Origin of the sequence: Pseudoalteromonas holothuriae, from assembly GCF_945859825.1 — a bacterium.
GTDB lineage: Bacteria > Pseudomonadota > Gammaproteobacteria > Enterobacterales > Alteromonadaceae > Pseudoalteromonas > Pseudoalteromonas holothuriae.
Genome location: NZ_CAMAPC010000005.1, coordinates 1 through 24242 on the forward strand (window position 1 = coordinate 1; position 24242 = coordinate 24242).

Annotated in this window: 13 protein-coding genes; 1 reads left to right on the top strand and 12 read right to left on the bottom strand. The window is 41.0% G+C overall.

Features of this window, described 5'->3' with window-relative positions:
* Nucleotides 1-175: 175 nt before the first annotated feature.
* From OCI93_RS07960 to OCI93_RS07985, 6 genes are all read right to left on the bottom strand, one after another.
* Nucleotides 176-829: a TniQ family protein gene (locus OCI93_RS07960; protein WP_261626167.1), complete on the bottom strand. Its 654-nt coding sequence runs from the start codon at nucleotides 827-829 to the stop codon at nucleotides 176-178.
* Nucleotides 830-941: 112 nt separating this feature from the next.
* On the bottom strand, nucleotides 942-2510 hold the full coding sequence (locus tag OCI93_RS07965; protein ID WP_261626168.1) for a TnsD family transposase: 1569 nt from the start codon (nucleotides 2508-2510) through the stop codon (nucleotides 942-944).
* A gap of 44 nt (nucleotides 2511-2554) precedes the next feature.
* Nucleotides 2555-3985, bottom strand: coding sequence for an ATP-binding protein (locus OCI93_RS07970; protein ID WP_261626169.1), 1431 nt, complete (start codon nucleotides 3983-3985; stop codon nucleotides 2555-2557).
* An 11-nt stretch (nucleotides 3986-3996) separates the two neighbouring features.
* Complete coding sequence (locus OCI93_RS07975; protein ID WP_261626170.1) at nucleotides 3997-6114, bottom strand: transposase; 2118 nt, start codon at nucleotides 6112-6114, stop codon at nucleotides 3997-3999.
* Nucleotides 6101-6925 carry a TnsA endonuclease N-terminal domain-containing protein gene (locus tag OCI93_RS07980; RefSeq protein WP_261626171.1) on the bottom strand — a complete coding sequence of 275 codons (825 nt, stop codon included), beginning with the start codon at nucleotides 6923-6925 and terminating at the stop codon, nucleotides 6101-6103. The genes OCI93_RS07975 and OCI93_RS07980 overlap by 14 nt, the downstream gene beginning before the upstream one ends.
* 135 nt (nucleotides 6926-7060) lie before the next feature.
* The gene (locus OCI93_RS07985) at nucleotides 7061-8248 is read right to left on the bottom strand and encodes a BaiN/RdsA family NAD(P)/FAD-dependent oxidoreductase (RefSeq protein WP_261592132.1); all 1188 of its coding nucleotides are present in this window, start codon (nucleotides 8246-8248) and stop codon (nucleotides 7061-7063) included.
* A 425-nt stretch (nucleotides 8249-8673) separates the two neighbouring features.
* On the opposite strand from OCI93_RS07985, the gene OCI93_RS07990 reads away from it, so the two are divergent.
* Nucleotides 8674-10833 carry a S8 family peptidase gene (locus tag OCI93_RS07990; RefSeq protein WP_261592131.1) on the top strand — a complete coding sequence of 720 codons (2160 nt, stop codon included), beginning with the start codon at nucleotides 8674-8676 and terminating at the stop codon, nucleotides 10831-10833.
* 181 nt (nucleotides 10834-11014) lie between these two features.
* Here the strand turns inward: OCI93_RS07990 and OCI93_RS07995 are convergent, their stop codons facing one another.
* From OCI93_RS07995 to OCI93_RS08020, 6 genes are all read right to left on the bottom strand, one after another.
* Nucleotides 11015-11320, bottom strand: a complete 306-nt coding sequence (locus OCI93_RS07995; RefSeq protein WP_261592130.1) for a hypothetical protein — start codon at nucleotides 11318-11320, stop codon at nucleotides 11015-11017.
* Between the two features lie 135 nt (nucleotides 11321-11455).
* Entirely contained in the window at nucleotides 11456-11926 is a 471-nt protein-coding gene (locus OCI93_RS08000) for a hypothetical protein (protein ID WP_261626172.1), read from the bottom strand.
* A gap of 52 nt (nucleotides 11927-11978) precedes the next feature.
* Entirely contained in the window at nucleotides 11979-12560 is a 582-nt protein-coding gene (locus tag OCI93_RS08005) for a hypothetical protein (RefSeq protein WP_261592128.1), read from the bottom strand.
* A 21-nt stretch (nucleotides 12561-12581) separates the two neighbouring features.
* Nucleotides 12582-16394 (bottom strand): contractile injection system tape measure protein, encoded by a 3813-nt coding sequence (locus OCI93_RS08010; protein ID WP_261626173.1) that lies wholly within the window; start codon nucleotides 16392-16394, stop codon nucleotides 12582-12584.
* A gap of 2 nt (nucleotides 16395-16396) precedes the next feature.
* Nucleotides 16397-21415, bottom strand: coding sequence for an autotransporter outer membrane beta-barrel domain-containing protein (locus OCI93_RS08015; protein ID WP_261626174.1), 5019 nt, complete (start codon nucleotides 21413-21415; stop codon nucleotides 16397-16399).
* A 14-nt stretch (nucleotides 21416-21429) separates the two neighbouring features.
* Nucleotides 21430-24153 (bottom strand): hypothetical protein, encoded by a 2724-nt coding sequence (locus OCI93_RS08020; protein ID WP_261626175.1) that lies wholly within the window; start codon nucleotides 24151-24153, stop codon nucleotides 21430-21432.
* Between the last annotated feature and the right edge of the window lie 89 nt (nucleotides 24154-24242).

Here is a 24242-nt window from a genome sequence, read left to right on the forward strand (position 1 = left end):
AGTATGTAGCATGAGAGTTACCTCTTATATGTTTTGATTTAAAGATTCGACACCTTTTATCAAAACGGGTAACTCTCACTTTTTCAAGTTGATGTGTCAGATCTTGTCTGAACTAATACAGATGATAACTAATTTAGCCTGAACTAATTCTATTAGTTGTATTATTTAAATTAGTTTATCTGAACTGATACATTTTGTATTGATTATCATTTTCTAAGACTAGGTATTGTGCCCGATTCCAATCACCAATAAAAACTTGCTGTGCAACTTCCCATGAATTCCTTGAACAAAAACAACACTTCCCTGATATAGCTGACAATACATCACGTAGAATATTCGAAGGTTTATTACAGCAATTAGTTCTACATTCAAATACATGAAATAGTTTGTCATTGTGTATAGTGCATACTACAGAACATTGCCAATCTAATTTAAACCAACTTACTCCTTTATTTTTTATTTGTTCAATAAAGCATTTTGGACAATACCTTAATTGAGTTCGAGAATTAGGAATTTGGTGAGCATCTGGAATCTCTGATACTTTTGGTAATGCGGAACTATATAAGATGTAATTTCTAAGTTCACCTATATTATAATGTCGTAAACCGTAATAGGTTGAGTGTTCAGTTAGTAACAACTCAAAAAAATTATTGGTCAACTCTTCAAAAGCAGAGCCCTGTCTTGCTACTAAACATGGTAATTTTCTAATAACACCAGAGGGGCTGATTAACCCTCTGAAATCGGATTTATCATTCAGTTGCCCTAAGCATAATAATGTTCTAATAAAGTAACTATGAATTGATTCATTTTCAAAAACGTTTAACTTCAATCTGCTTTCTATAATTCCGAGGACAATATTTTATTTAGCCATTCTATTTGATTATGCGCATCTGTAAATGCATACAAGAATAAATAAGAGTAATAGATAGCATTGAATCACGCTAATTCCTGAATGAACGATAAATCTCCATTGTAATTGGAAATTTGTGCTCTTCTCTTATTAGCCAGCCAAGATCACCAACTGCTTTATCTAGCTGAGTACGAGATATTTTTCCTTTGAGGCTGAGCATGATAGCCCTCACTTTAGGGGCCAATTCAATATCCCTTTCTTCCCAGTTTATTTTTGAACGAACTTTTGGTTTTGTGGGGGAAGGCAACGTTGAGTTTAGCCAGTATCTTTCATGTGCATAAAGCCAATGAAAAGCAGCATAACAATGTTTTTTGATTTCTTGTTTAATGGCGGACGGATTATCTCTGATAGCTCTTAATATTGTAGCTTTGTACTTTCTCCTTTTTGATTGATATTTAAATTGTTTTCGCTTTTCAACTAAGCCTTCTTCAGACGAAATGATTTGCTCTACGCTTCCTGTCGATATTTGAAATTGTGTCGCCATAACTTTTCGATGGAATCCTTTGTATGCCATTTTTAGAACTGCACAGATGAGAGATTCAGTAATAACCTTAGGCTTTAGTTCAACTGAGATATTGTTTTTCATAGCTAACGCCTTTATGTAACACCTACTCTTTCCTGTAATACGGCTTACTTCGGCCAATGATTCTCTTTGTTTTAACAGGCGTATACATAAAGTAGAGCAATCTTCTTTATTTGTGACCGGCTTATCGTCATATGCTACCGGACGAGCCTCACTAGCGTTATTTGATCTGTATTCCATCCAAAATGAGACTAAAAGATACTTAAAAGGATGCTGAGATACATCGCCTGAAAGTAAATATGAGCAATACCGATAATCCGTTTCTGAATAAGGTAGTAAGCAAGGTGAAATATGTTCTAGCTTTTGCGCAAAGTGAAATAAGTCTGAACTGAGTTCCTTTCTTTTAAAGCGCTTATCTCCTGCCATGAAGTTATGCTTTTTCAGGTGTTCTATGATGGTGTTCTGATCGAATATTTTATTAGTTCTTGATATTTTGTTTAATAAGCTCTCCGTAAATTTCGCAAATTCGCAGCTAAGATCTGAGCAAGGTTCTGATTCTTGTGCGTGTTTAGGCAATAGTAAGAATTTAACATGCGGTCTTTCGGGTAAGTCTTCATGAATTAGCCAAAATCCGTGCAAATGGCAGGCTTCTATTCCTGGAACTTGGTGCATACGGTGCCAATATGCAACACCATGCTTTTTTATATCTTCCCTTGCACAGTGCGGACAATATTTTAATGATAGCTCCTCCGATTCTTTAAAGGTTACTAATTGGCATGCTCTGATAGCTGCATTGCCACTATTGGAAAGGAGGGTTTTGAATATTGGTTGAGACTGTTGAGGTAAAAAATATGAAAACAATCTACCTAACGTTTGTTCACGGTAGATTGTAGACACTGTATTACTTGATATCTGTGCCGCTTTAGTGATGCCTATAGTTAAATATGGGTGAATGCTTGCACGAGGTTTTTTTAATAAGGCTTTGAGATAATCTTCCCCATTCATACCTAGCATAGTCATATGCCGAACATAACGACTAAAAAGAGTTTCATCAGGTAATGAAGTGGGCAGTTGCATTTACTTATCGATAGTTAACCATCCTGCCTATATTTTAGACCACTCTAATTAAACTGCTCTAGAGGGTCATCACATAATATATTTTTATCTTTAAAGTACAGGATAGGGTCACTTTCATCGAGTGCTCTTCTTAATAGATCAGGATCGGTTATACGATCAGGAATATCGATGGCACTTTGAAGCTCTCTCAGTTGAATTTCGAATTCTGGATGTTGTGGACGAGTAATATCGCCAATCACTTTTTTGCTACTTGTGGTCTTTTTATTCTCATGTAGTGAAGTGACTTTAGTAGTCGTTTTATTTCTTCTAGGGAGCGCATTCTTTTCACGTAATTGTCTAACTTCGTCAGTTTTTGATGATAACCCACAAGCAGAAACATGAGCCTGTTCAAGAACTGCCATTGTTATTCTTTCATCACCAGAGCCAATTACTAGCTTTTGCGCATCACGATAAATTCTATGAGCCATATCCAGATTGCCAACAGATAACTCGAATAACTTATCATTTAGTTCTTCAGTTAATTCGGTAGTTATATTTGTCCAATGTAAGTCCCATAACTCGTGAACGAAACAATCCCATCCAGCACTGTCACGAGTTAATGGTTCCATTGTAAAGTATCCGCCACTTTCAGCTCTTCTAGCTGCCTTCAAGGTCTTAGCTAATGTTCCATCAAATGGAGGGTTAGCACAAAAAAAGAGTGGAACTCCCAATTTATTCACTAAGCTATGCAAAAAGTTAAGTAGATTGTTTTCACCACCTGTTCTTTTAAATTGAAGTCGCTGCATCTCATCTATAACAAGAATTCCAAGAAAGTTAACTTTTATTTTCTGTTCAATTTGTCGAATTATTTTGCCAATTGTAGAAGCTGGCTTAGTAAATTCATTTCCAATAGCTAAATCAAGAGCACCCAAGATTTCTTCGCACAAATCTCTTACACTGGAATTGTGGGGGCAATCTACTTTTAACCAAACAATTTGGTTTCTATGCTCCATCACTGTTCCTTGGTACTCATCATGTTCGATGACATTTGGAAAATAATTGAGCACCTGCTCAAGTAAACTTGATTTTCCTACACCACTTTCACCGATGAGCGTAATACTGTCTCCTTTAGGCTCGAAGTATCCTGTATGTGGCTCTATATCAGGCCTTTCGTCAACAGGGTAATGTAATAATTGTGCTGTAGTAGGGCTTAATGGGTTCTTAGCTGAATAACCTGTTTTTAATGCAAACTCGATAGCTCTAAAACATTCATAATAAAGGGGGAGTGGTTGACGTAAAGTTTTAAGTCGTAGCGTGTATTCCTCTCTAACTAATGGGTCTGGATGCTGCCTTATATCTTCATCTAATTCAGGGTAATGGCTAAAAGCGTCCATCACCACATCTTCTGTAGTTTTAGGTCGAAGAGCTTCAATGAATGGGTTGCCTTGGTGCTCTGGTAATATAGCTTTGTTATATTTCGCTTTTTCTTTACGCATTGTTGAACACCTTATCGTGGCCGTCTACGAGGTAAATATGTAACCTTGCTAGGACTACTATTTGTATTGGATCTAGATTTATCTTGATGAGCTGGTTCTGAGTTTTTTTCTACTTTGTTCGCAGTTGCCTCAATTTCAGCCTTACGATGTTCCCTAGTATTTTTCATTTTTTCAGTCGCAGATAGCTCGTCTTTCTTTGCTCTAGACTTTGCTTTTTTCTCTATATTAACCCTTGCCTCCTTGTTATCGATAGATTCAACAGTAATTGGACTTTTTTCATTGCTCTCATCGATCCAATCCATAACGAATTCTGATTCTTGCATGGGCCTATCTTTAAGCATATTACTCTTTGGAAGTAGGTTACACTTAGTAAAATCTTCGTTTTTATCAAACCGTACATAAATATAATTAGTTGTATTTTCATTGATACGCGCATCTAGTTGCCATCTTCCGTTCGTTCTAGCTTCTGAAGCGAGACTATCACGTATCACTCGCTCACAAGAGTAATACATACCGTTATATTCAATACCATCACGAGTCATGCTTGCCTTAGCTGGAGGGTATAATCGACTAATTACATCACTGCTATCAGCAAGTTTTAAAGCATGTTTATGCTCAGCAACGTGTACTTTCCAAAAGTTTAATGGGGTAGGAGAAAGATTTTTTTCTATTAGCAGGGGGCCAGTTGTTGCCAAACTCTTATAAATAGAACGATTGAGTTCCAACACAGCTTCAATTAAAAGAGTGGTAAATTCTTTTAAAGTATATGTTGCATCTTTTTTAGGGTTTCTATCGCCACGAACAACTTTACCGCCTCGTGTTGTGCCTAATAAGTCATGAATAACCTCATTATTTAATAGCCCAAACCTGCGCTCAACCATTGCTTTAAAATCTGGTCGATAAGGTGGCGACAATTGAAGTTCAGTTAAAGGTACAACTAGTTTTTGAGGTTCTAACCCTATCATTTCTCCATTATCACACATCAGTCTTAATGAAATATGCGCTGGTGGCCAATCGGAGTCTTGAATATCAATATCGAACTCTTTGCAATATGATGATTTGGGTAAAAATGCATTGGCAAGAGCCTGCCTAGCCGCTCTCCATGAGGCGTGATAAAGCGATACATTTAATCCAACTATCATCGCACTAGCTCTATCGACTAAAGTGTATATTGTCGGTCTTCCCAATACATATTGTTTACCAAAACTAGAAACTATGTGTACATCAGCCACTGTTGCATCAATTTCATAACAACTACCCGGTACTGGCCACTTATCTTTGGCACTACCCAGTAATCCTCTTTTATTTAATAAATAATCTCGCTCATTGGTAGATTTTTTAGTTATTTCATCTTTAGAGAATAGTTTGTTTTTCCATGATCTAATTTGTTTATAACTAGGTACATAAGGCGATTCATTCAAAGCCTCAGCTCTTTTAACTTCATCGGAGTAGTAAGTTCGAAGTAACTCTTTTCGTGTCTCGACTAAGTTTTTTCCGTGTGGTTTTAAATGATGTTTTTTTAATGCCTTACGGATATTTTCTTTATCTGAATCAGTAACTATAAAGGTTTTAGACCTTTTAATTGCTAGGGTTCTAGTAGTTTTTCCAGCTCCAGATGGTTGGTTCGTTATTTGTCGCTGTTTACCTGCACCACCACTATTTTGATATGCTGGTAGTAGAGCATTCTTATCCTGGCCATTGCGCCAGTATGTGTTTAATAGCCTTGCAATGGTTTTTCTATCTTTTCCTTTTTCTCTTGCAAAGTTAGCAAGTGTAGGCACTCTGCTTTTAGTGGCATAATCAAATAAAAAGCCGTTATTGTTTACGATCCCTTCTATTAACTGATAGTTCTCATCTCTGATCGATAGGTGATTTTTGTCGATTTCTTCTTCGTTACAAAGCATGTGTGGTGGCAACGAAAATTGACTCTCTTTTATCAAATTTCGTTTTATACCTTTATTGAACCTATCAAGGTTTATAGCTATCGGTCTGCTTAAGCCTTCTTCCTTGCCTAAATTGAAGATAATAAAGCAGGATATCTCTTCATAAATCTTAAGTACGCGGTATAAGCCATCTGAAATACCTTCAGTATCTTGAATATCCCATGTACTGTTATTAACAATTTCCATTGACCAAACCCTCTTGGACAATATTAATTCTTAATATATTTATGAGATCCGCATTTTCTAATGGGTAAGAGAGGTCAACTTCAATTTTCTTTTTCGCTATAAGACACCTTAATACGCCAAGAGCAGCATCATGTGGTAAGTCCATTTTATTGATAAAAATATTGCAAACATCTTTGATAAAATGCTCTCCAGATGCAAGAAGTGTAGAAGCGAAGTCCAATTCATTTTCAGTAAAAATATTCTTATCTGACCTTAATGGATGTGTCGCCCAATTAATATTGCTACTTTGGATCCTAGTCACTTCAGAACCAACAAAGTATGAGAACTTTATCCCAAGTAACTCCCACCATACTCGCTCAATTTCTAATTTTTCCAGTACTCTTTGGTCATCAGACTCATCTTCTGGTTTTACAGAAATAGCTTCAAAAACTATGTCACCATTTATTATCCTGGTGAGGAGAAAGTCTGTCGTGATAACTATTGGTACATCTGTTTCTGGGTGGGTAGGGTGATCAATACCTAGAGCTTTAGCTATTTGGATAGATAAATTTATAGGGAATAGTGGAAATTGTTCTCTAATATCAATTACAGAATCACAATTTTCTGCAAGATAGAAAAACTCTGTCTCTATAGAAGATAGCATATGGTGAGTTCGCCCCGTTTTAAGGCCTAAAACTTGAGAGCGTACACCTCGTGATTTTACATCCTGAACTCGTAACCAAGGCTTATAAAATTCGCCTTCGCCAATTCCATATTTGTTTTTTAAGGACCTTTTGAAGTCATCAAATGTTTTGAGCTTTCTTCTTGCCATAAACTATGTCCATAAGATAATCACTGCTAAGTATCATAGTAGTGATTATCACTACGGGCAAACTTTAAGGAAAATTTTATCGCTTACGGGCAATCTTTAGTGGCTATGGGCAATCTTTATTGTCATTACACAACACTAAACCTCTTGCCCCGCAGCAAAGCCGCAGCTCCATGCGTATTGGAAGTTATACCCGCCTAGCCAACCAGTAACATCGGTAACTTCACCGATAAAATATAGGCCTTTTTGATTTTTGGCTTCAAAGGTTTTTGAGCTGAGTTCGTCAGTATCAACGCCGCCTAGGGTTACTTCTGCGGTGCGATAGCCTTCTGTGCCGTTGGGTTTGATTTGCCACTGGTGTAGGTAGTTGGCAATGGCGTCTATTTCACTGTGGGTGAGCTGGTTTAGGGCTTTATCTGGAATAGCTTGCTCCGTAATCAATACCTCGATAAAACGCTTGGGTAAAATAGTCCCTAAGGCGTTTTTAAGCGATTTACTACCGTTGTCGCTGCGCCATTGGTGAAGGGTGTCATTTAGATTTTGCTCTGGTAATAAATTAATGGTCACAACCTGCCCTGCGCGCCAGAATGATGATATTTGTAAAATTGCTGGGCCCGAGAGGCCTCTGTGAGTAAACAAAATGTTTTCTTTAAATTCAGTGCCACACTCACTACTTACTTCACATAGAACACTCACCCCAGATAAACCATCAAAGCGTATTTTGTCATGTTCATGCAGGGTAAATGGCACTAATGCAGCCATAGTTGGTAATAATTTTAATCCAAATTGCTCGGCAATTTTGTAACCAATTGGGGTTGCGCCAAGCTTAGGCATAGTCAGGCCACCAGCAGCAACCACGAGCGACTCGCACTCAAAGATTTGCTCTGAAGTAGTGACAATATATCCTCCCTGCTCTTTGGCTTGTACGTTACTTACTTCGTTGCGTAAAAATAACTGTACACCTGCCCAGTCACACTCTGTTGTAAGTATATCAACAATATCTTGTGCGCTGTTATCACAAAATAGCTGTCCCAAAGTTTTGTGATGATAAGCCAAACCATGACGATCGACTAGTTCAATAAAGTCGTGCTGGGTATAACGACTTAAACATGACTTTACAAAGTGTGGATTACCACACAAATAATTACTCGGTGAGGCACCTTCATTAGTAAAATTGCAGCGTCCACCGCCACTTATCAAAATTTTTCGGCCTGGTTTTTTACCCATATCAAGCACAGCGACCGAGCGCCCTCGGTACCCTGCTTGCGCCGCACACATTAGCCCTGCGGCACCCGCACCAATAATTACTACATCAAACTGTGACATGTATTACTCACCCAACCATCATATATGTGCATTATACCTAGATTATTTATCAAGTAAGAACAACTCTTTATACCAAGCTCTTACCACACCTTTAACGAACAAAAAATAAACACATAAAATAGTTATAACGCAAACCATAATTGAACATTTTTTTACCAAAATAGTAAAAACACAGTTACATTTACATTTATTTACATAACAAACCAATATTTCACCCCCATGTAAAAATGTAGAGCAAAAGCTTATAAAACAAACGGTTACTGTAATTTAATTGTCATATAGACATCCGCTTATAACCAATTTACCAATGTAAATAACAAAACAGTTCTTTTAAAAAGTTAACCATAACTTTACGTTCTGTAACGTTCCCCTTGCACTTACGCAGAGGAAATTTAATAAAACAACAACATGTTAGGGAATCTCAAATGACAACAACAAAGCAATTCAAATTAGGTGCATTGTCCATTGCAATGACCACACTATTCACGGCACACACAACCTTTGCTAATACTGACTTGTCAGCTCAGGGTAATATCAACTTTGCGCAAACTTCGACCAAGTTACAACACCAAGGTAAACTTGGTACGCAATTCATCATTAAGTATAAAAATAACAACCAATCAATCATGGCAGCTCACGCAGACTCTGGTGCAACAGTGTCACAAGCGGCAATGAACAAACAAGCGCAAAGTTTTGTACAAGGTTTTACAAGTAAAAAGTCAAATGTAAATACACATTATGTTCGCCCAATGGCGCTAAGTAATCACCATGTTATGCGCGTTGATAGAAAGTTATCTCCAAGCGAAGCAAATGCATTTATGCAAGAGGTTGCAGCATCTGGTAACGTTGAATACATAGAAATTGACCAAATGTTACAACCATTTGCTACGCCAAATGACCCACGTTATAACGACCAATGGCACTACTACGAAGCAAATGGTGGTTTAAACCTACCTACTGCTTGGGATAGTGCAACGGGTACAGGTGTAACGGTAGCGGTACTTGATACAGGTTACCGCCCACACAGAGACCTGAACGCAAATATTTTGCCAGGATATGACATGATTTCAAACGCTTTAGTTGCCAATGATGGTGACTTGCGTGACAACGATGCAAGAGACCCTGGTGATGCAACAACTCGTGGTGAATGCGGCACTGACAGCAATGGCAACCCTGTACCTAGCTCAAATAGAGACTCTAGTTGGCACGGCACACACGTTGCGGGTACTGTTGCTGCAGTAACCAATAATGGTGAGGGTGTAGCTGGAGTAGCATACGATGCGAAAGTAGTCCCTGTACGTGTACTTGGTAAATGTGGTGGTTTAACTTCAGATATTGCTGACGGCATCATTTGGGCATCTGGTGGGGCTGTATCTGGCACAACTGCAAATGCAAACCCTGCTGATGTGATTAACATGAGTTTAGGTGGTGGTGGTAACTGTAGTGCCACAACACAAAATGCAATTAACCAAGCACGTAACAATGGTTCAGTAATTGTTATTGCAGCGGGTAACGATAACGACAACGCAAATAACTACAATCCAGGCAACTGTAATGGTGTGGTAAACGTTGCATCAGTTAACCGCAGTGGTGGTCGCGCTTACTATTCAAACTTTGGTACATCTATTGACGTTGCAGCACCAGGCGGCGCGCAAAGCTTTGCTAATGATTCACAGGGTGTGTTATCTACGCACAACTCTGGTAGCACAGGCCCAGTTGCAGATAGCTACCACTACTCACAAGGCACATCAATGGCTGCCCCTCACGTTGCAGGTGTAGCTGCACTAATCAAGCAAGCTAAACCCACAGCAACGCCAGATGAAATTGAAACTATTTTAAAAGACACAACCCGTAGCTTCCCTGCAACATGTAATAGCTGTGGTACTGGTATTGTTGATGCTGCTGCGGCTGTGCAAGCTGCAACGGGTGTTATTATTGGCCCTGTAGAAGAAGCACTTGAAGATGGTGTTGCTAAAACTGGCCTAAGTGGAGCCAAAAATAGCGAAACGTTCTACTACATTGATGTACCAGCAGGTGCTAGCAAACTTGATGTTACCATGAACGGTGGTAGCGGTGATGCAGATTTATACTTACAAGCAGGCGCAAAGCCAACTACAAGCAGCTATGTTTGTCGCTCTTGGGAGTCGGGTAACACTGAAACCTGTACCATTGATAACCCAACAGCGGGTAAATACTGGGTGATGCTACAAGCCTATTCAACATACTCACAAGTTAACCTGCAAGCAGACATTACCTCAGGCTCAAACCCAACACAGCCACAACCAGGTGGGGCAACTGAAAGTAACCTTTCAAGCACAAGCGGTCAGTGGCTTCATTACACCATTGATGTGCCTGCAGGTATGACGAACTTCACCGTTACAACATCGGGTGGCTCAGGCGACGCTGATTTGTATGTAAAACAAGGGTCACAACCAACATCTTCAAGCTATGAGTGTCGTTCTTGGAACAGTGGCAACTCTGAAGTATGTACATTTACCAACCCAACAGCTGGTAAATGGCACTTAAGCTTAAATGCGTATAGCAGCTTCTCTGGGTTAACACTGAGCGCGCAGTACAATCCATAATATTGAAGTTTCCCCAACACTCTAACTAAGTGTCTACATTAAGAATAAAACGCTTAGTTAGGCAAAAAAAATCGGTCACACCATATGGCGTGACCGATTTTTTATTTCAATCCCCCTGCACCCTAACAATACTTTTTTAATACGTACGTAATTCTTGGGGCTATTCATACCTATTGATAAATTATTTTTTACGATTATTTTTATCTCTATCATTTGTTAGCGCTTCCTTGATCACCATTATTAATGCCATAACCACAGGAGATGTCATCCCAACAATTGCCGTAAAGGCCTCCATTTCTAGAAAATAACCCGAGATACACATCGCCAGTACCAATACAACCGTGGTAGGCATTATCCATTTACCTAATAACATCAGTACAGTATCTTGTACCGAAGTAATATGCTTCGGTTGCTGTTTCTGCTTTTCTTGAGGTTTAGGGTCTTCATCACCATTGGGGGGTGATACACCGGTAAAATTTTTTTTCATCAAAATTACTCCATTGACTGTAAAATTTTAGGAGGGAGGAGGCTTTCGCCTCCATTATTTAGTCGCTACAAAGCAATAACAGCTTGCAGGAGAAGAAGGGAGGTAAGGAAGACGTTAAATTAACTTAAAATTAAATTAATGCAGCCAAAAGTTCGTATTGTGCGCAACTGACTTTGAGTCTAAATACATTATTTTTTTCGGGGTTAGCTGATCAAAATAGACCGTGCTTAAGCGTAACCACTGAGTCAAAGAGATATGCTCAAGTTGATTAATATACAACAGCGTTTGGTCGCACATTTGGCCACTGATAGGTAATTCAAAGTGTTGCTGCAATTGACTAAGTAATATATCAACATACCCATTGACCGACGCTTTAAATAGCAAGTTAGCAATATCTTGGCGAATAAGTTCATTCCCCCTTAGCTGCTGCCAAATTTCTTCACAATATTGCTGTTTAAATAACGTATATAGCTCAGGTTGAGAAAACCCAGCGGCTTTCATTGTTTGCCAACATGATAATTGGTCTAGCGCAACACAAAAAGCGTCTTTTTTTTGACCGCTCAATGTCATCACTGTTTTAAATGCTTGCGCATAACTTGCCATCATCTTCCTCATTTGGGGCTTTTTTAGATGACGTAAAAGCACGTAAAACGTGATTTTAAATACGGCTTAAGTTGCCTCTTTTTTCAATAAAAATAAGAGAGATAAAATCACTGATCATAGAAGACAGTTCCGACTGGCTCGTAATATACTCATGCCACAAAGTTCTAGGGCCGCCATGGGCAAGAAAATGGCTGTACCCCTCATCGTCAAAATATAATGTCTGCACTTGAGAGCTCAGTTGCGCGGTTTTATAGCGGCATGCAATATGGTGACTGCCTGAAGGCGCGAAAAACACCATTTGGCTGTCGTCGGCACCAAGTGTTCCATCACTTTGCAAACTGCCACTAAATGTAAAAGTAACCTCATAAATTAAATCAACTACTGTGTTATCAGTGTCTAGCTGCGCTGTTTTTGTCACTATATCGCTGGCATAACCATGACTTGCCAGCTCAGTTTTTACACCACCTAACTGCACTAATACTATTTGTGTAAACAGTTCATCAAGGTATCGCTTTCTATCGTATTCACTCACTAACCGAGTATTATCAGCTTTTGTTTTAGCTACCTCATAAAGTTGCAATCTATGCTGATGTGCAAGGATCAATTCATGGGTGTTATCTTCATTATATGTGTGCATAAAAATCCTCTGTAACTTGTTTTAAAAACCATATTTCCATTCAATGTGGAGTAACGCTTGGTCCAGCCAAGGTAATTGAACCATACCTAACCCCCAAGGCAGTTTCGACATTAAAACGTCTTGCGGCATACTTACAACATTAATATGACAACCCGATTCGGTTTGCTCCACCGTCCCTTCGCGGGTAATAAACATGCGTACAAACTCATCTACCGGCATGCCTTTTAATATCTGCCAACGACTCACCAGCGCCTGTAGCATGTAGTCAATTGCCATCATGGTTGGTTCATCCAGCTCAATACGCTGATCTACTTGAGTGTCCAGTGGTAATCCCAGTAAAGCATTCACGGTTAAGCTCTCTTCAATTAGCGGATCTACATTTGCGATGTAACACAACACAGCATGTGCTTGCAGGTACGCGTCATCATTTTTAAACTGCCCTTCATTTTCATTCCCACTGTCATACACAAGGTCAAGCTTGGTAAACAAAGTGGGCAAAAAAGGCCATAAAATCACTAAACCCACATCAAAAGACTCTGGGTTGTTTTGCTGCTCACTGATGGCCTGTAATTGCGCAAGTTGTGATTGAGCTTGTGCAATCGCGTTTTGAACAATCTCTTTATTGGCTTTTAAACGGGTTGTTCTGGCAAGCTTTGCCAATTGACTTTGGCTTTGCTCAATCGCTTGTTTGAGCTCAAAACTTTGTGGTGTTGAATGCACATGAATTTGCTGTGTTAGATGTGCTAAAAGCTGTTGCGCGTCATCAATGTGCTCAACCGTTACTAAAGCATTAAAGAATGTTTTTAACGGTGATTTTACTGGCTGTTTCGCTCTATGCGATTGGGTCACTGAAGGTTGCGTTATTGAAGTTACGCTATTGCGCTGCTCACTCGATGATGAAAAGTGCGTTTGCTTGTTTAAAGGAGCTTGTTCGAGCGCAGCATGATCAATAGATGATTGAACATGCTGCGCTATTTCATACCCTTTACTTGTATCAGTATCAATTTCACCATGAGTGCCTTGGGCTTGCCTTAATTCATTACTTTCTTCGTCTTGATTATGGCTGTTAAAAGTATTAGTGAGCACACTAAAATCATGCGGATGAACTAAATTTTTACCGCTTTTAGTTACCGTATTGTGAGTCGAATCATGCCGTGATTGCGGTATTTCTTTGGCATCACAATTTATGCTTGCCAATACGTCATCACGACCGTGTTCACTGGTCAGCGCATCGGATAATGTAGCACGATGTAATTGATCATTGGTTTTACTCACACTGCGGGGAACTGACACGCCATAATCATGCCTTATTACAGTCAAATCTTGCTCTGCATGTCTGCTAACAGCTTGCGTATCTGCGCGATTATTCCTATTTGATAAGCTTGCTTCACCCACTTCTGGGGTTTGAGTTACATTATGAATTTCATCTGCCATTGGCTGTAACTGGTTTAGTGGCTGCGCAACAGTTGTGTGCTTATAACCTTGATTTGTCATGTTTAAGGAAGCAACCTTGGCCGCCTTAACAGGTTTTAGCCAAATGCTGTCCACCTCTAAAATTTGCTTGGTTGCATGGTTAACCAAAGGCATAAGCCAAGCGTCCAAGCCTGTGTCAATACGCTCTATAAGTGGTAGCTTTTGAACCAGCTCTTTTTTAATCAAATCGAGTGATTGCACATGCTGGGTAATTAACTGTTGCAGTTGCCTACCTTGCGCCCCTTGCTCTGCTGCTCCAAGTAAACTATTTAGCTCATTAACAAGCCACACTTGCTGCTTTAAAACAAACCCATAAATACGCTGTACTGATGGCAGATAACAAAGTTGCAATTCACGCCCAAACGCGGCCATATGAGCAACTCGATTACAGCATTGCCAAATTAATGAGCTGCAGTTGCTCGCAGTGATTTGCTTTGGTGACAATGCTTGCTCTTGCTCAAAGCATTGCATCATATCGTCCAAATCACGCGTAAATTGCTCATAAAACTTATCTAAACGCTCACTCACCGCTTTTTCAAACTGCGCTTCATCGATAGTCAGTGCGATAGTGGGTGCGAATGATTTATCTAAGCAAGCATATTCACATTGTTTGAGCAATGTATCGATCACCCTATTCAGTACGGGTCTACTCACAATACCACTTTGCAATTGCAACCATAAACTTGACCCCGTTTGAATCGGTAAGCTTTTTAACTGCTCAATTACGCTCACCAGTATCCTCTGCTCATCCGCAGCTAAAACCTGAGTTTGTTGAGGCTGCGCGAGCCAAGACTTTGTCCGCTTTAAAGCAGCTACAAGCTCACTGTTGTTAACCTTTACAGCAAACTCACTTGATTGTTTATTGGTTACCACGCGCTGATATTGCAGGCTCCATTGGCTTGCATCATCAAGCCAACTTTGCAATGTTCGCTCTGATACTGCTTGCGCTGCTTGCCATTTAAGCGGTAGCTCTAGTAACAAAACGGGTACATCGGGCAATCTACTTAATAAACTATAAAGTTTTAATAAGCTTCTTTTGTTGCCATTAACGCTACTAACAATGTGACTTTGAGTGCGTAATTTTGCTGCTAATTTTACTATTTTTTCAAGGGTACTGTGTGGCGCTTGCTTATGGCGTAAAGCATCGCCAAACGCTTGTGTTACCTGATCCAATTTAGAGGCTAAGTTGACGCTCAACTGGGTTTGATTTACGCGGATTGTTTGCAGCGCCAACCACGCTTTTAGCTGCTGCTTGGGTAACATATGAGAATTGGCAAGTATCTGTAATAACAACAATACCTGTTTTAAAATTTGTTGCTGTTGTGCTCCTATCACGGTTATTTTGGTCGCTGGCTTTAGCTGCATATCTGTACTTTGAGCAAACTCAGTATGGCCTACCAAATCAATTGCTAAATCTGCCTTTTGTGCCACTGTGCTTACAATTCGATGTAAATCGCTCAATGCTTTTTGATTACATTGATTTTTGTTTAGCGCACACCACATACTGAGCATTTGTGCGTGTTTAGACGTTTTTAAAACGGTCGTGGTTTGCTCTAATAACCGCTCACTAAACCCATTATGCGCAATAAATAACTCATGTAAAGTGAGTAGCAACGTGCGGTGTTGCTGTAATTCAGCATGCCCAGTGGTTAGGGTGGTAAACTCTAACAAGCTAATAAATCGCTCATATTGCGCAGCACTTAAGCAAGTTAACAGTTGAGTGACTCTTTGTTGCTCATGCACCTCATAAAGCGGTGCCACCAGCAACGGTAATAGCGTTTTATCTTGGTAACATAACTGTACCAACCTATGCCTAAGCTGCACCCCGTTAGGCTGTAATTGTAGCTTCTCTAGTGGGTTGAACGATGTTTCAAGCGCTTCTTTTAACTGCCGCTTTAGCTCAAGCCCAAGTGTTGCTTTGGTCACCCCGCTCTGTGGCTTTTGTTTGCTCAATATGGTGAGCAAGTTCAGTAAAATGCTATTATAGCGAGTTACCCCTTGGCGATGTATTGCAGCTTGCTGAAGGGAGTTCTCTTTGCCGTATTGCTGCACCGCGTTTTTTAGCTGCTTGGTAATACTGTCGCTCAGCTGAGGATAAACATACTGTTTAAACGCAGCAAATGGGTCAAGCATCACAAACTGCCAGTCAATTTCGGCTAAATCAAGATCTATGTCAGGTAACTTAATTGCATCTAAGGGTAAATTAGGCTCATCTAACTCAGGCCAATCCATTTGTGTTAGCCCCAGTATCAACCAATCTGAAAATTGATTTTGCACATCTTCCAAACTACTGCCTGAAGCACGCAAAGCAGATGGAGAGGCCTGTATATCGGCCCCTAGCTGTTTAATGGTTAGTTTCATAATTAAATGTGATCATTGCGCCAAGGTTGGGCACCGCACATCACTGGGCCATCAATATACAAGCCATGCCACCAGTAATCTTGGTGAGTATGCTCATCATGACTTGTATCACATCCAGCACTATAAATATGGTGTCCTACCTCTGATTCAGCACGGTTACCTCGCCAGTACCCCTGCGCCATTAAGTTTTGACACTTATAAGCACCACCTCCATAAAGCACTGCTGTATTGGTACGCGCTACCACTTGGCTGTCATCACAATACGCAACTCCTGCGCCAGATTCAGCGCGGCATAACGACACATTGAGCGTTGACTCTTTAACACCAAACACCCCTCCACCTTGGCGTGTGGCTGAGCAATGTTTAATATTGCCCGCTTCTACTGCGCTGACTTCAGACTCACCGTAAATTGCCCCACCATCACCACTTACGTGGTGGTTTTCAATCACACAGTTGAGCTTGGCACTTTGTACATAACGCAAGTGGAACGCACCTCCATTTCCTTCAAACAAACCGCCATTAAGGAGTGAACCATCAAAGGTAAAGCCTCGCATTTCAACGCTTTTAACCATCGCATCACTTTGCCCATGAATTAAAAAGCGACACCCTGCATGCTCTTTCACAATGCGTGTTTCTCGTTCATTAAAGCCAATAATGCTCACGTTTGAGCCAATACGCACTTGCTGCTTCAATTTGTAGGCACGGTTCATTTGTGGGTGACTGGTATGCGGTAAGAGTAAAATAGTCACATTGCAGAGTATTTCTCGACTCATAACATCATCAAACTCTTGCTGGTTTTGTATCAACAATACTTTATTACTTTCAGTCCATGACCAGCAGTGTGCATCTACATAAGCTTTTATCGCGGCCTGTGTTGCCAACACCTCGTTGGATGACATCTCGCCGCCAAGCTCAACATCAGTTGAAATACTACCAACGAGTTGAGTGTCACCCAGTTGCATCGTTGTCGCGCTAAATGCGCCACTCACCTTACAATCGCTTTGTATACTGGCGTCTTCGGCAAAAGTTAGCCCGCTATCAATGGTCAGTGTATTGCGAACCCGTACATCTCCCTCTATATCAAGTTTGCACTCTGGAGTTTGCGTACCAACCCCGACATGACCCTCAGGGGTTATATGCAACGCATCAGTGCTATTTGCTTGAATACTCAATGGGGCAGAAGCTGTATTCGACTCAACATGAATAACATGTTCACCAGAGACTGATAGAGAAGGTGCCGCTATGTTACTCTCTGTGTGCAACGGGCTATGTAAATTAACTTGGCCATGTACTGTGACGGCATTATTGAACGTAGACGCAGGCGTAATAGTAACCTGAGATCCAACTTCTAAGCCTTCAATATTAAGCCCGCCTTGCAGCGTTGTTTGCTTAGCAACAGTTAACGTATCACGCAGTGACGTGTGCTTATGTACCGACAGCTCATCGTTTAACCTAACCGAATCTTGAAAGGTGCTGTCGCTTTTTACTTCAACATGACGATTAAAAGTAGCTTGACCTTCAACCAATAAAGTGTCTTTTAAATGCACATCGTCATTAACGGTTAAATCGGAGCGAAGTTCCACATCACCAAATATTTTTGCGCCATCAAAACACTCAACTCGACCTGACCCCCGAAGTTTACCATTGAGAATGATATCCCCTTGGATCAAAGCATTGCCTGCAACATCCAGTGCCTCTCTCGGGCTATCGGTTTGCACACCCAACTTACCGTCTTCAATCACCACCGGCTTTTCACCTTGGTGGTACACTGCAAAAGCCTTTGCAAAATGATTTTGATCAATGGCCACTTGCGCGATACCCGCAGGCATGCCTATTGGTGCTTCATCGCTCACGCTGCTAAAAGGTAAACCAAAGCGCGCCTCACCTGCCAGCTCTGAGTTGCCATGTACATTAATGTTGCTTCTAAAGCTGGCATACTCATCTACATGCAAGCTTTCATCAATTTCTAATCGGCCTTTTATCTCTACATCTTTTCTAAATTGACTGTCTTCTGCCACATCGAGTGCATAATCTGGCCGCTCGACGCCTACTCCTAATCGACCGTCATTAAACACTAACCCCGTTTGGCCTCCCTGCCTTTCAATATACAGTCCTCGTTTTCCTTGCTCTTGAATATGCACTCGTGCCTGGGCAGGTTTATCAGATAGATTTAAGTCGCCATCTATCTCTACATGAGTATCAAATTGTGCTAATCCTTCAACTAATAGCGCATTATCAGTTTCGGTTTGCGCAACTATTAAGCCACCCATCGCACTCGCACGGCCATTCACAGTAAGTGTATTATCAACCGTTGTTGAACCATTGGCATTTAAAGGGCCAGTAAAGGTCGCAATGCCATCTGTTACTGTTAAGTTATTATAAAAATCAACGGTATCTGTTACAGATAAAGTGCCACTCAGATTGCTAGAACCTTGCACAAATAAGGCGTCTTTTGGTAGTTGCGCGCTGTTATTGGTTACGCTAATCGACAAACCATCATCAATTTGGCCCGCACCAGCAACGGTTAGTTTTTTGCTTAGTTTAGTGTCGCCTTGCACCTCAAGCGCAAACTCTTCACCTACAAACTCCTCCCCCATGATCTGCACTTGCCCAGCAACACAAGCTTGACCTGTTAGCGCAAAGTTCACATCAGACTCTGGTAGTGGCTGATTGATAGCAAGTTGACCAGCTGCAATATAAGTGGCTGAGTTTGTTGTACCACGCTGCACTTTGACTGCCGCCTGTTCGCCCAATTGGGTAATATTTACTTGCGAGTTGGTCGTGCTTAATAATGGATTACCATCAATGCTCACAGTTAATTGACCATGAACATCCGTATTGCCAAAAATATCAGCATCGCCATGCACATTAAATGGTGTGGCAAAATTACTGCTGCCCACAGTCACATTCATATCATTGACGCTGAAAATAGCTTCGCCATTATTGTTTAGCACATTCATGTCACTAGCAAAATCTACAGAGCTTGCAAACAACGTGTCAGCTCCTACATGCAAAGGCTTTATGGGGTTAGCCTCAAACAGGCCTAATTTATCCATTTTGCTGGTGATAATAGGTGTAACCGCTTGACCATTAAAGTGACTTATCTCTACACCTGAGGCGTTGCTTGGATTACTTAATACAGCAAGCTTAGCGTTGCTTTCCCAGTTCGGTTGCTCATTATTTGAGGCAATATTAAGTTGGCTATAAACCTGCGCTGATCCGATATTCGCTTGTTGCGTGATCTCAACATTTGGCGCCGTTACAGTGCCTTTAACATTGACAGGCACTGGAGCCATCTCACTCCCCACCTGAACACTTTGTTTTTTCACGCGCAGTAATGGATTTTCTTCGTAATCTTTTATCAACAGCGCAGATTCTTCTTCTGTTGCTGTTTTAATTACTAACTTACCACTTGGTATAGTACTTTGCTCACCAATGTTCACACCTTGTGAGATATGCGCACTTTGGCCATGTAAGGCAGTGTCTGTGCTAATATCAGCGCTTGCCGTAATATCTGTAAATTGTGCTGAGCCTTTAACCGTTAGCGTTGTATTGAGCAATGCGCCTGCGGCCGTATCTTGCTCTGTTATTCCAGTTTGAGTGTCACCTACCCAAAGTTTATTGGTGGTGGTTTTTTGCGCAATGGTGGCGTGCGTATTCACCGTTAAGTCACTAACAGTCGTTGCACCTGCCACTAAATCTTGCGTTATGGTTGCCGAGTTTGCGCTAACGTGATTGCTCGTAGTGACATTCGTTGCCGTTATATCACTTTCCACGTGCAAGTCATCTTTAATGCTAGTCTTTTGATAGACGGTCACTTTTGACTCGTTTTGCAATGGCGCATCACTTATCTTAATAAACTGTGCTGCACTGGTTCCTACATTCAGTAATGAAGTGTTAACGCTACCTTGCACATCTAGCTTAGCCGAGGCGTTGGTTTTGCCAATCGCTAAGTTACCTTCAACCGCTAAACTTTTATCCACACTAGGCAGCGTTTCGCCGCCAATAGCCATCGACTCAGAAACACTCACATTCCCTGCAAAGTGACTTTTATCTTGACCATTGAGCTTAACGTAATGTGCGTCTTGAATATCACCAAAAAGGGCATCATCAGCGACATGAAAGCTGGCAGCAACCTCCGTTGTGCCCACGCCGACCTTACCTTCGGAGTTAATAAAAAATGGCGTTGTATCGTTGTTATAATCATCAACTCGCAGTAATGCATCCATATCGCTACTGCTTTTAGATATATGTAGTTTAGCCTGTGTACTTTGCGCATCTATGCCAACACCTAATGTGTCACGCGCTTCAACATGCTCGGTAAATACCGCATTTTGGCCTGCAAGCATACCGTTAAGCGTCGCTGTACCTGCAACCACCAAGGTATTTGCACTGGCATTGGCAAGTGTTGATGATGCTGATGCTGCTAAATGTGCAGTATTAGTTGTGTCTGTCACATAAAGTGATTGCGCAAGGTGCGCCTCACCCGATACCGTCACTTTAGGATTATTATTTTCATCAAGCTCAGCGCGCAAAATTTCTGCATCGCTATTTTTAACCAGCAATGCATCCGCATTGAGTTGTGCGGTATCTACTTGCTCGGTCGCATTGAGCGTATTTGCTTGTACCGTGCCCGCAATTTGTAATTTCTCATCCGTTTTAGAAAGCAAAAACACGCCATCAAATACTTGCATGCTGTCGCTATTTAAATTCAACGTTTGCGCTTGGCCATTTGTCATACTTAATTCATCAGCAGATAAATTAAGTTGCTCATCCGTGTGTATGTCTGAGCGCACAGTAACAGGTGCCGATATGTCTAACTCGCTTTGACCATCAACTTCAACAACTTGAATAGGGTCATCGACCTGATTAAAGCCTGAGCGGATCATGGCTTCAAAATCATCCCCCGTCGGGGTTTTTAAATCATCAAATTTATCTATTAACGATTGTCGACTTTCTTTTTCGACCACGGTGGTTGATTGTGCAGAATGCGCAGCTTCTTGCTCGTTAAATGTGTTCATTAGTTATTCCTTGATTAAATACGATTTGGCTTGCTGTGGGCAACGATAAACTTAGACTGCTCAGTTGAGCGGGAATTAATGGTTGAAATAGACACCGGATACAAAGGCTTTAGATAGGCCAGTGGCGAGTACCCAATTGTCAGCCTTTTATCTTGTTGGACATGGTCAGAAATACTGGGGCGACAAATTTCATCAATATAATGTTGAGCACTGAGGTAAAAAATATCGTCTGCGCTAAAGTCAGTGGGAAAATACGTAACATACGCATCAATATTGGTGTTAACACTACGATAAATATCACTACTGGTTTGACCATCAATAACAAACTCATCCACAGAGTCATCATCGCAATACACCAATAAAATCTCGACCATGGTCTCTTTTACTTCATCCCACAGGCCCAGTTTGTCTGCTTGGTGGGTAAGAATAACCGTTGACAGAGGCCATATCGGTCCGGAGTTAGGCTCTAACGGTATATGCGATGTAAAAAACTGACCTAACAATTTACTTAGCTGCTGTTCAATTGCAGTTACGGATGCATTTGAAAGTTCAAAACGCTCGCGTTGGGTTTGCGAAAAGTAGTTAAGCCAACCATAGTAAAGGCGCTCAAATAAGCTCATGGTTTCTCTATCTAGCCATAGGCAGTGAACAGGCATATGCAAAGGAGTCAACTCACGAATTTTACGCTCGGCAAATTGTCGAAACTCAACGCAGGCAAACCGAGTTGTCCAATCTGGCAGCACAAAATACAGACTATTACTCAATTGTGCGCGCTCCAAAGCACTAAAATACTCACTTTGCAGCAAACTGCCTTCCACCAGATAAAAGCTTTCGCGGTTATGTGTTGCCAGCGGCATATGGGCAGGATGAGATAAGCCAAGGCGGCGCATAATTCCTTTAGCCATTGCACTACATTGACTTAGCTGCACATCGGCTGATAAATAATCATAACCACGGCACCGGTTTTGTCCTAGGTGGCTAATCTCACTGAGTAAACGACATTTATCTATGTATTGACGCAGCAATACCAAACGTTCAAGCAGTGGCTCGGCTGGGCTTGGATCGGCCTCATTACTTAAGCTTGGCGCGTAAAACGAAAATACCGCTTGGTATTTTAATAAATTGCTATCGACCGAGCGCTCGGCAAAACGTGCTAGTAAATGATCAACACTGTGATTTAACCGAGTTAACTGCGCAATAGAAAAGTCATTTTCAAGGCTTCGCTGCATTCCTCTTTGCCAATACGATAATGCATCGGTATTGAGCAGATGCTCAATACCACTGATATTCGTCAATGCCTGACTCAATTGCGAGTGTGGCAAGGCGCATGCCTGTTGCCAAAACAAGTCAACCTGCTGAGAATTGAGCGATTCACTGGCTAACATGCTATCTAGTAGCTTTCCTAATCCTTCAAATAATGAGGTAGGTGGGAGCGATAAAATATCTGGTAAAACATCCAACTGCTTGTGTTGATCCGCCAGTATTTGATCAAATAACTGTAAATACCCCTTAAATTGCATTAATTGTGCTTTTTGCGCACTGTCTATATCTGCATCTAATGTTTGCTCGCCAACCGCAAATACTTGTGGCAGTTCATGTTGTAATGAACGATAGTCACTCAGAGCCAAATATTGTGCTGACTCAAACTTGGGTAACATCACTGAACTAGTCAGCTCTGGCGGGTGGTTTAGTACCTGCAATCCTTGACGTATGGCGGCTTTATCTTGCTCTGTCAGTTGATAAGACTGCCCATCAATCAGCAAGCTTAAATCATCAAAGAAGTGTTCTTCATCAAAGCCTAATTGCGCAATATTTACTCTCTGCGCGCTGTCATCGCTACCAAATTGAATTTGCCAAAACTCGTAGCCGTCTTGCGCATTGTAATTACCATCGGCACTATCTTGCTGGCTTGAAAATCGAAACGCATTTACTCGCTCAATGCTTTCATGGCCGTGTAATACACTTAAAATGTTTGAGCTAAACAAACTGACGCTATAGGCTGACTTGTGCAAGTCTTCATCCAACACAAACCCATGTTGTAATTTGGGCCCTTGATAAATTTGCCCAATACTCATACCTTGGCGTAACAGTTGCTGCGCTGAATACTTAGGTATGTCAGGTGAAATCTCGCGGCCAATTAGTATGTATAGCTCTGTTAATAAGGCGACTAAATTGTCAACATGCTGCAATGATAAGGTCATGCCAACAGTCACTTTACTGATATCATAAAATGTAATATCACCAAGCCTGTGGTTAACACATCGCGCTAAGCTAAATGCTTGATTAACTAACGCCGTTACGTTTGTTTTTTTGTCATCATCAGGCGCATATAGCAACACCTGAAAATCTAAAATGGTGGTGCTTGAGCCTGCAACTTGATGCGACATCACATGCACATTTTTAACATCGAGTAAGTCTAAAATAAGACGCCGATAGTCATCCTCTGTCACACAGTGACTAAACAGCACTTGCTCGGGTTCGTAAAATTTAACACTGCCCTCGCTGTGCGGCTGTGCTAATAGTTCAGGGACTGGATAGTCCAGTTTATAACTGAGATCAGACAACACATACACTAACACTTCTAATACCGTTACACCTGGGTCAAAACGGTTGTGATCGGTCCAAGTTAAGGGGGCAAATTGTTGTATTTTGGTCATGCCTTGCTGACGCAGCTTCTCTAAATTTTGCCCCGTATTACTAGGCGCAGCATTTGAGATCTGCAAAGCTTGATTGTCCATAACATTCCTGAATTTGTGGTATGAATAATTACAAGACGCACGCCACCAACAACTGTGAAAAGTATTTTCAGTTATTTTTGAGCTTGCTC

What these genes read in the sequence shown, in the direction of transcription:
- OCI93_RS07965 (WP_261626168.1), bottom strand. Translation starts at nt 2,510, where the DNA reads ATGCAACTGCCCACTTCATTACCTGATGAAACTCTTTTTAGTCGTTAT.
- OCI93_RS07970 (WP_261626169.1), bottom strand. Translation starts at nt 3,985, where the DNA reads ATGCGTAAAGAAAAAGCGAAATATAACAAAGCTATATTACCAGAGCAC.
- OCI93_RS07975 (WP_261626170.1), bottom strand. Translation starts at nt 6,114, where the DNA reads ATGGAAATTGTTAATAACAGTACATGGGATATTCAAGATACTGAAGGT.
- OCI93_RS07980 (WP_261626171.1), bottom strand. Translation starts at nt 6,925, where the DNA reads ATGGCAAGAAGAAAGCTCAAAACATTTGATGACTTCAAAAGGTCCTTA.
- OCI93_RS07985 (WP_261592132.1), bottom strand. Translation starts at nt 8,248, where the DNA reads ATGTCACAGTTTGATGTAGTAATTATTGGTGCGGGTGCCGCAGGGCTA.
- OCI93_RS07990 (WP_261592131.1), top strand. Translation starts at nt 8,674, where the DNA reads ATGACAACAACAAAGCAATTCAAATTAGGTGCATTGTCCATTGCAATG.
- OCI93_RS07995 (WP_261592130.1), bottom strand. Translation starts at nt 11,320, where the DNA reads ATGAAAAAAAATTTTACCGGTGTATCACCCCCCAATGGTGATGAAGAC.
- OCI93_RS08000 (WP_261626172.1), bottom strand. Translation starts at nt 11,926, where the DNA reads ATGATGGCAAGTTATGCGCAAGCATTTAAAACAGTGATGACATTGAGC.
- OCI93_RS08005 (WP_261592128.1), bottom strand. Translation starts at nt 12,560, where the DNA reads ATGCACACATATAATGAAGATAACACCCATGAATTGATCCTTGCACAT.
- OCI93_RS08010 (WP_261626173.1), bottom strand. Translation starts at nt 16,394, where the DNA reads ATGAAACTAACCATTAAACAGCTAGGGGCCGATATACAGGCCTCTCCA.
- OCI93_RS08015 (WP_261626174.1), bottom strand. Translation starts at nt 21,415, where the DNA reads ATGAACACATTTAACGAGCAAGAAGCTGCGCATTCTGCACAATCAACC.
- OCI93_RS08020 (WP_261626175.1), bottom strand. Translation starts at nt 24,153, where the DNA reads ATGGACAATCAAGCTTTGCAGATCTCAAATGCTGCGCCTAGTAATACG.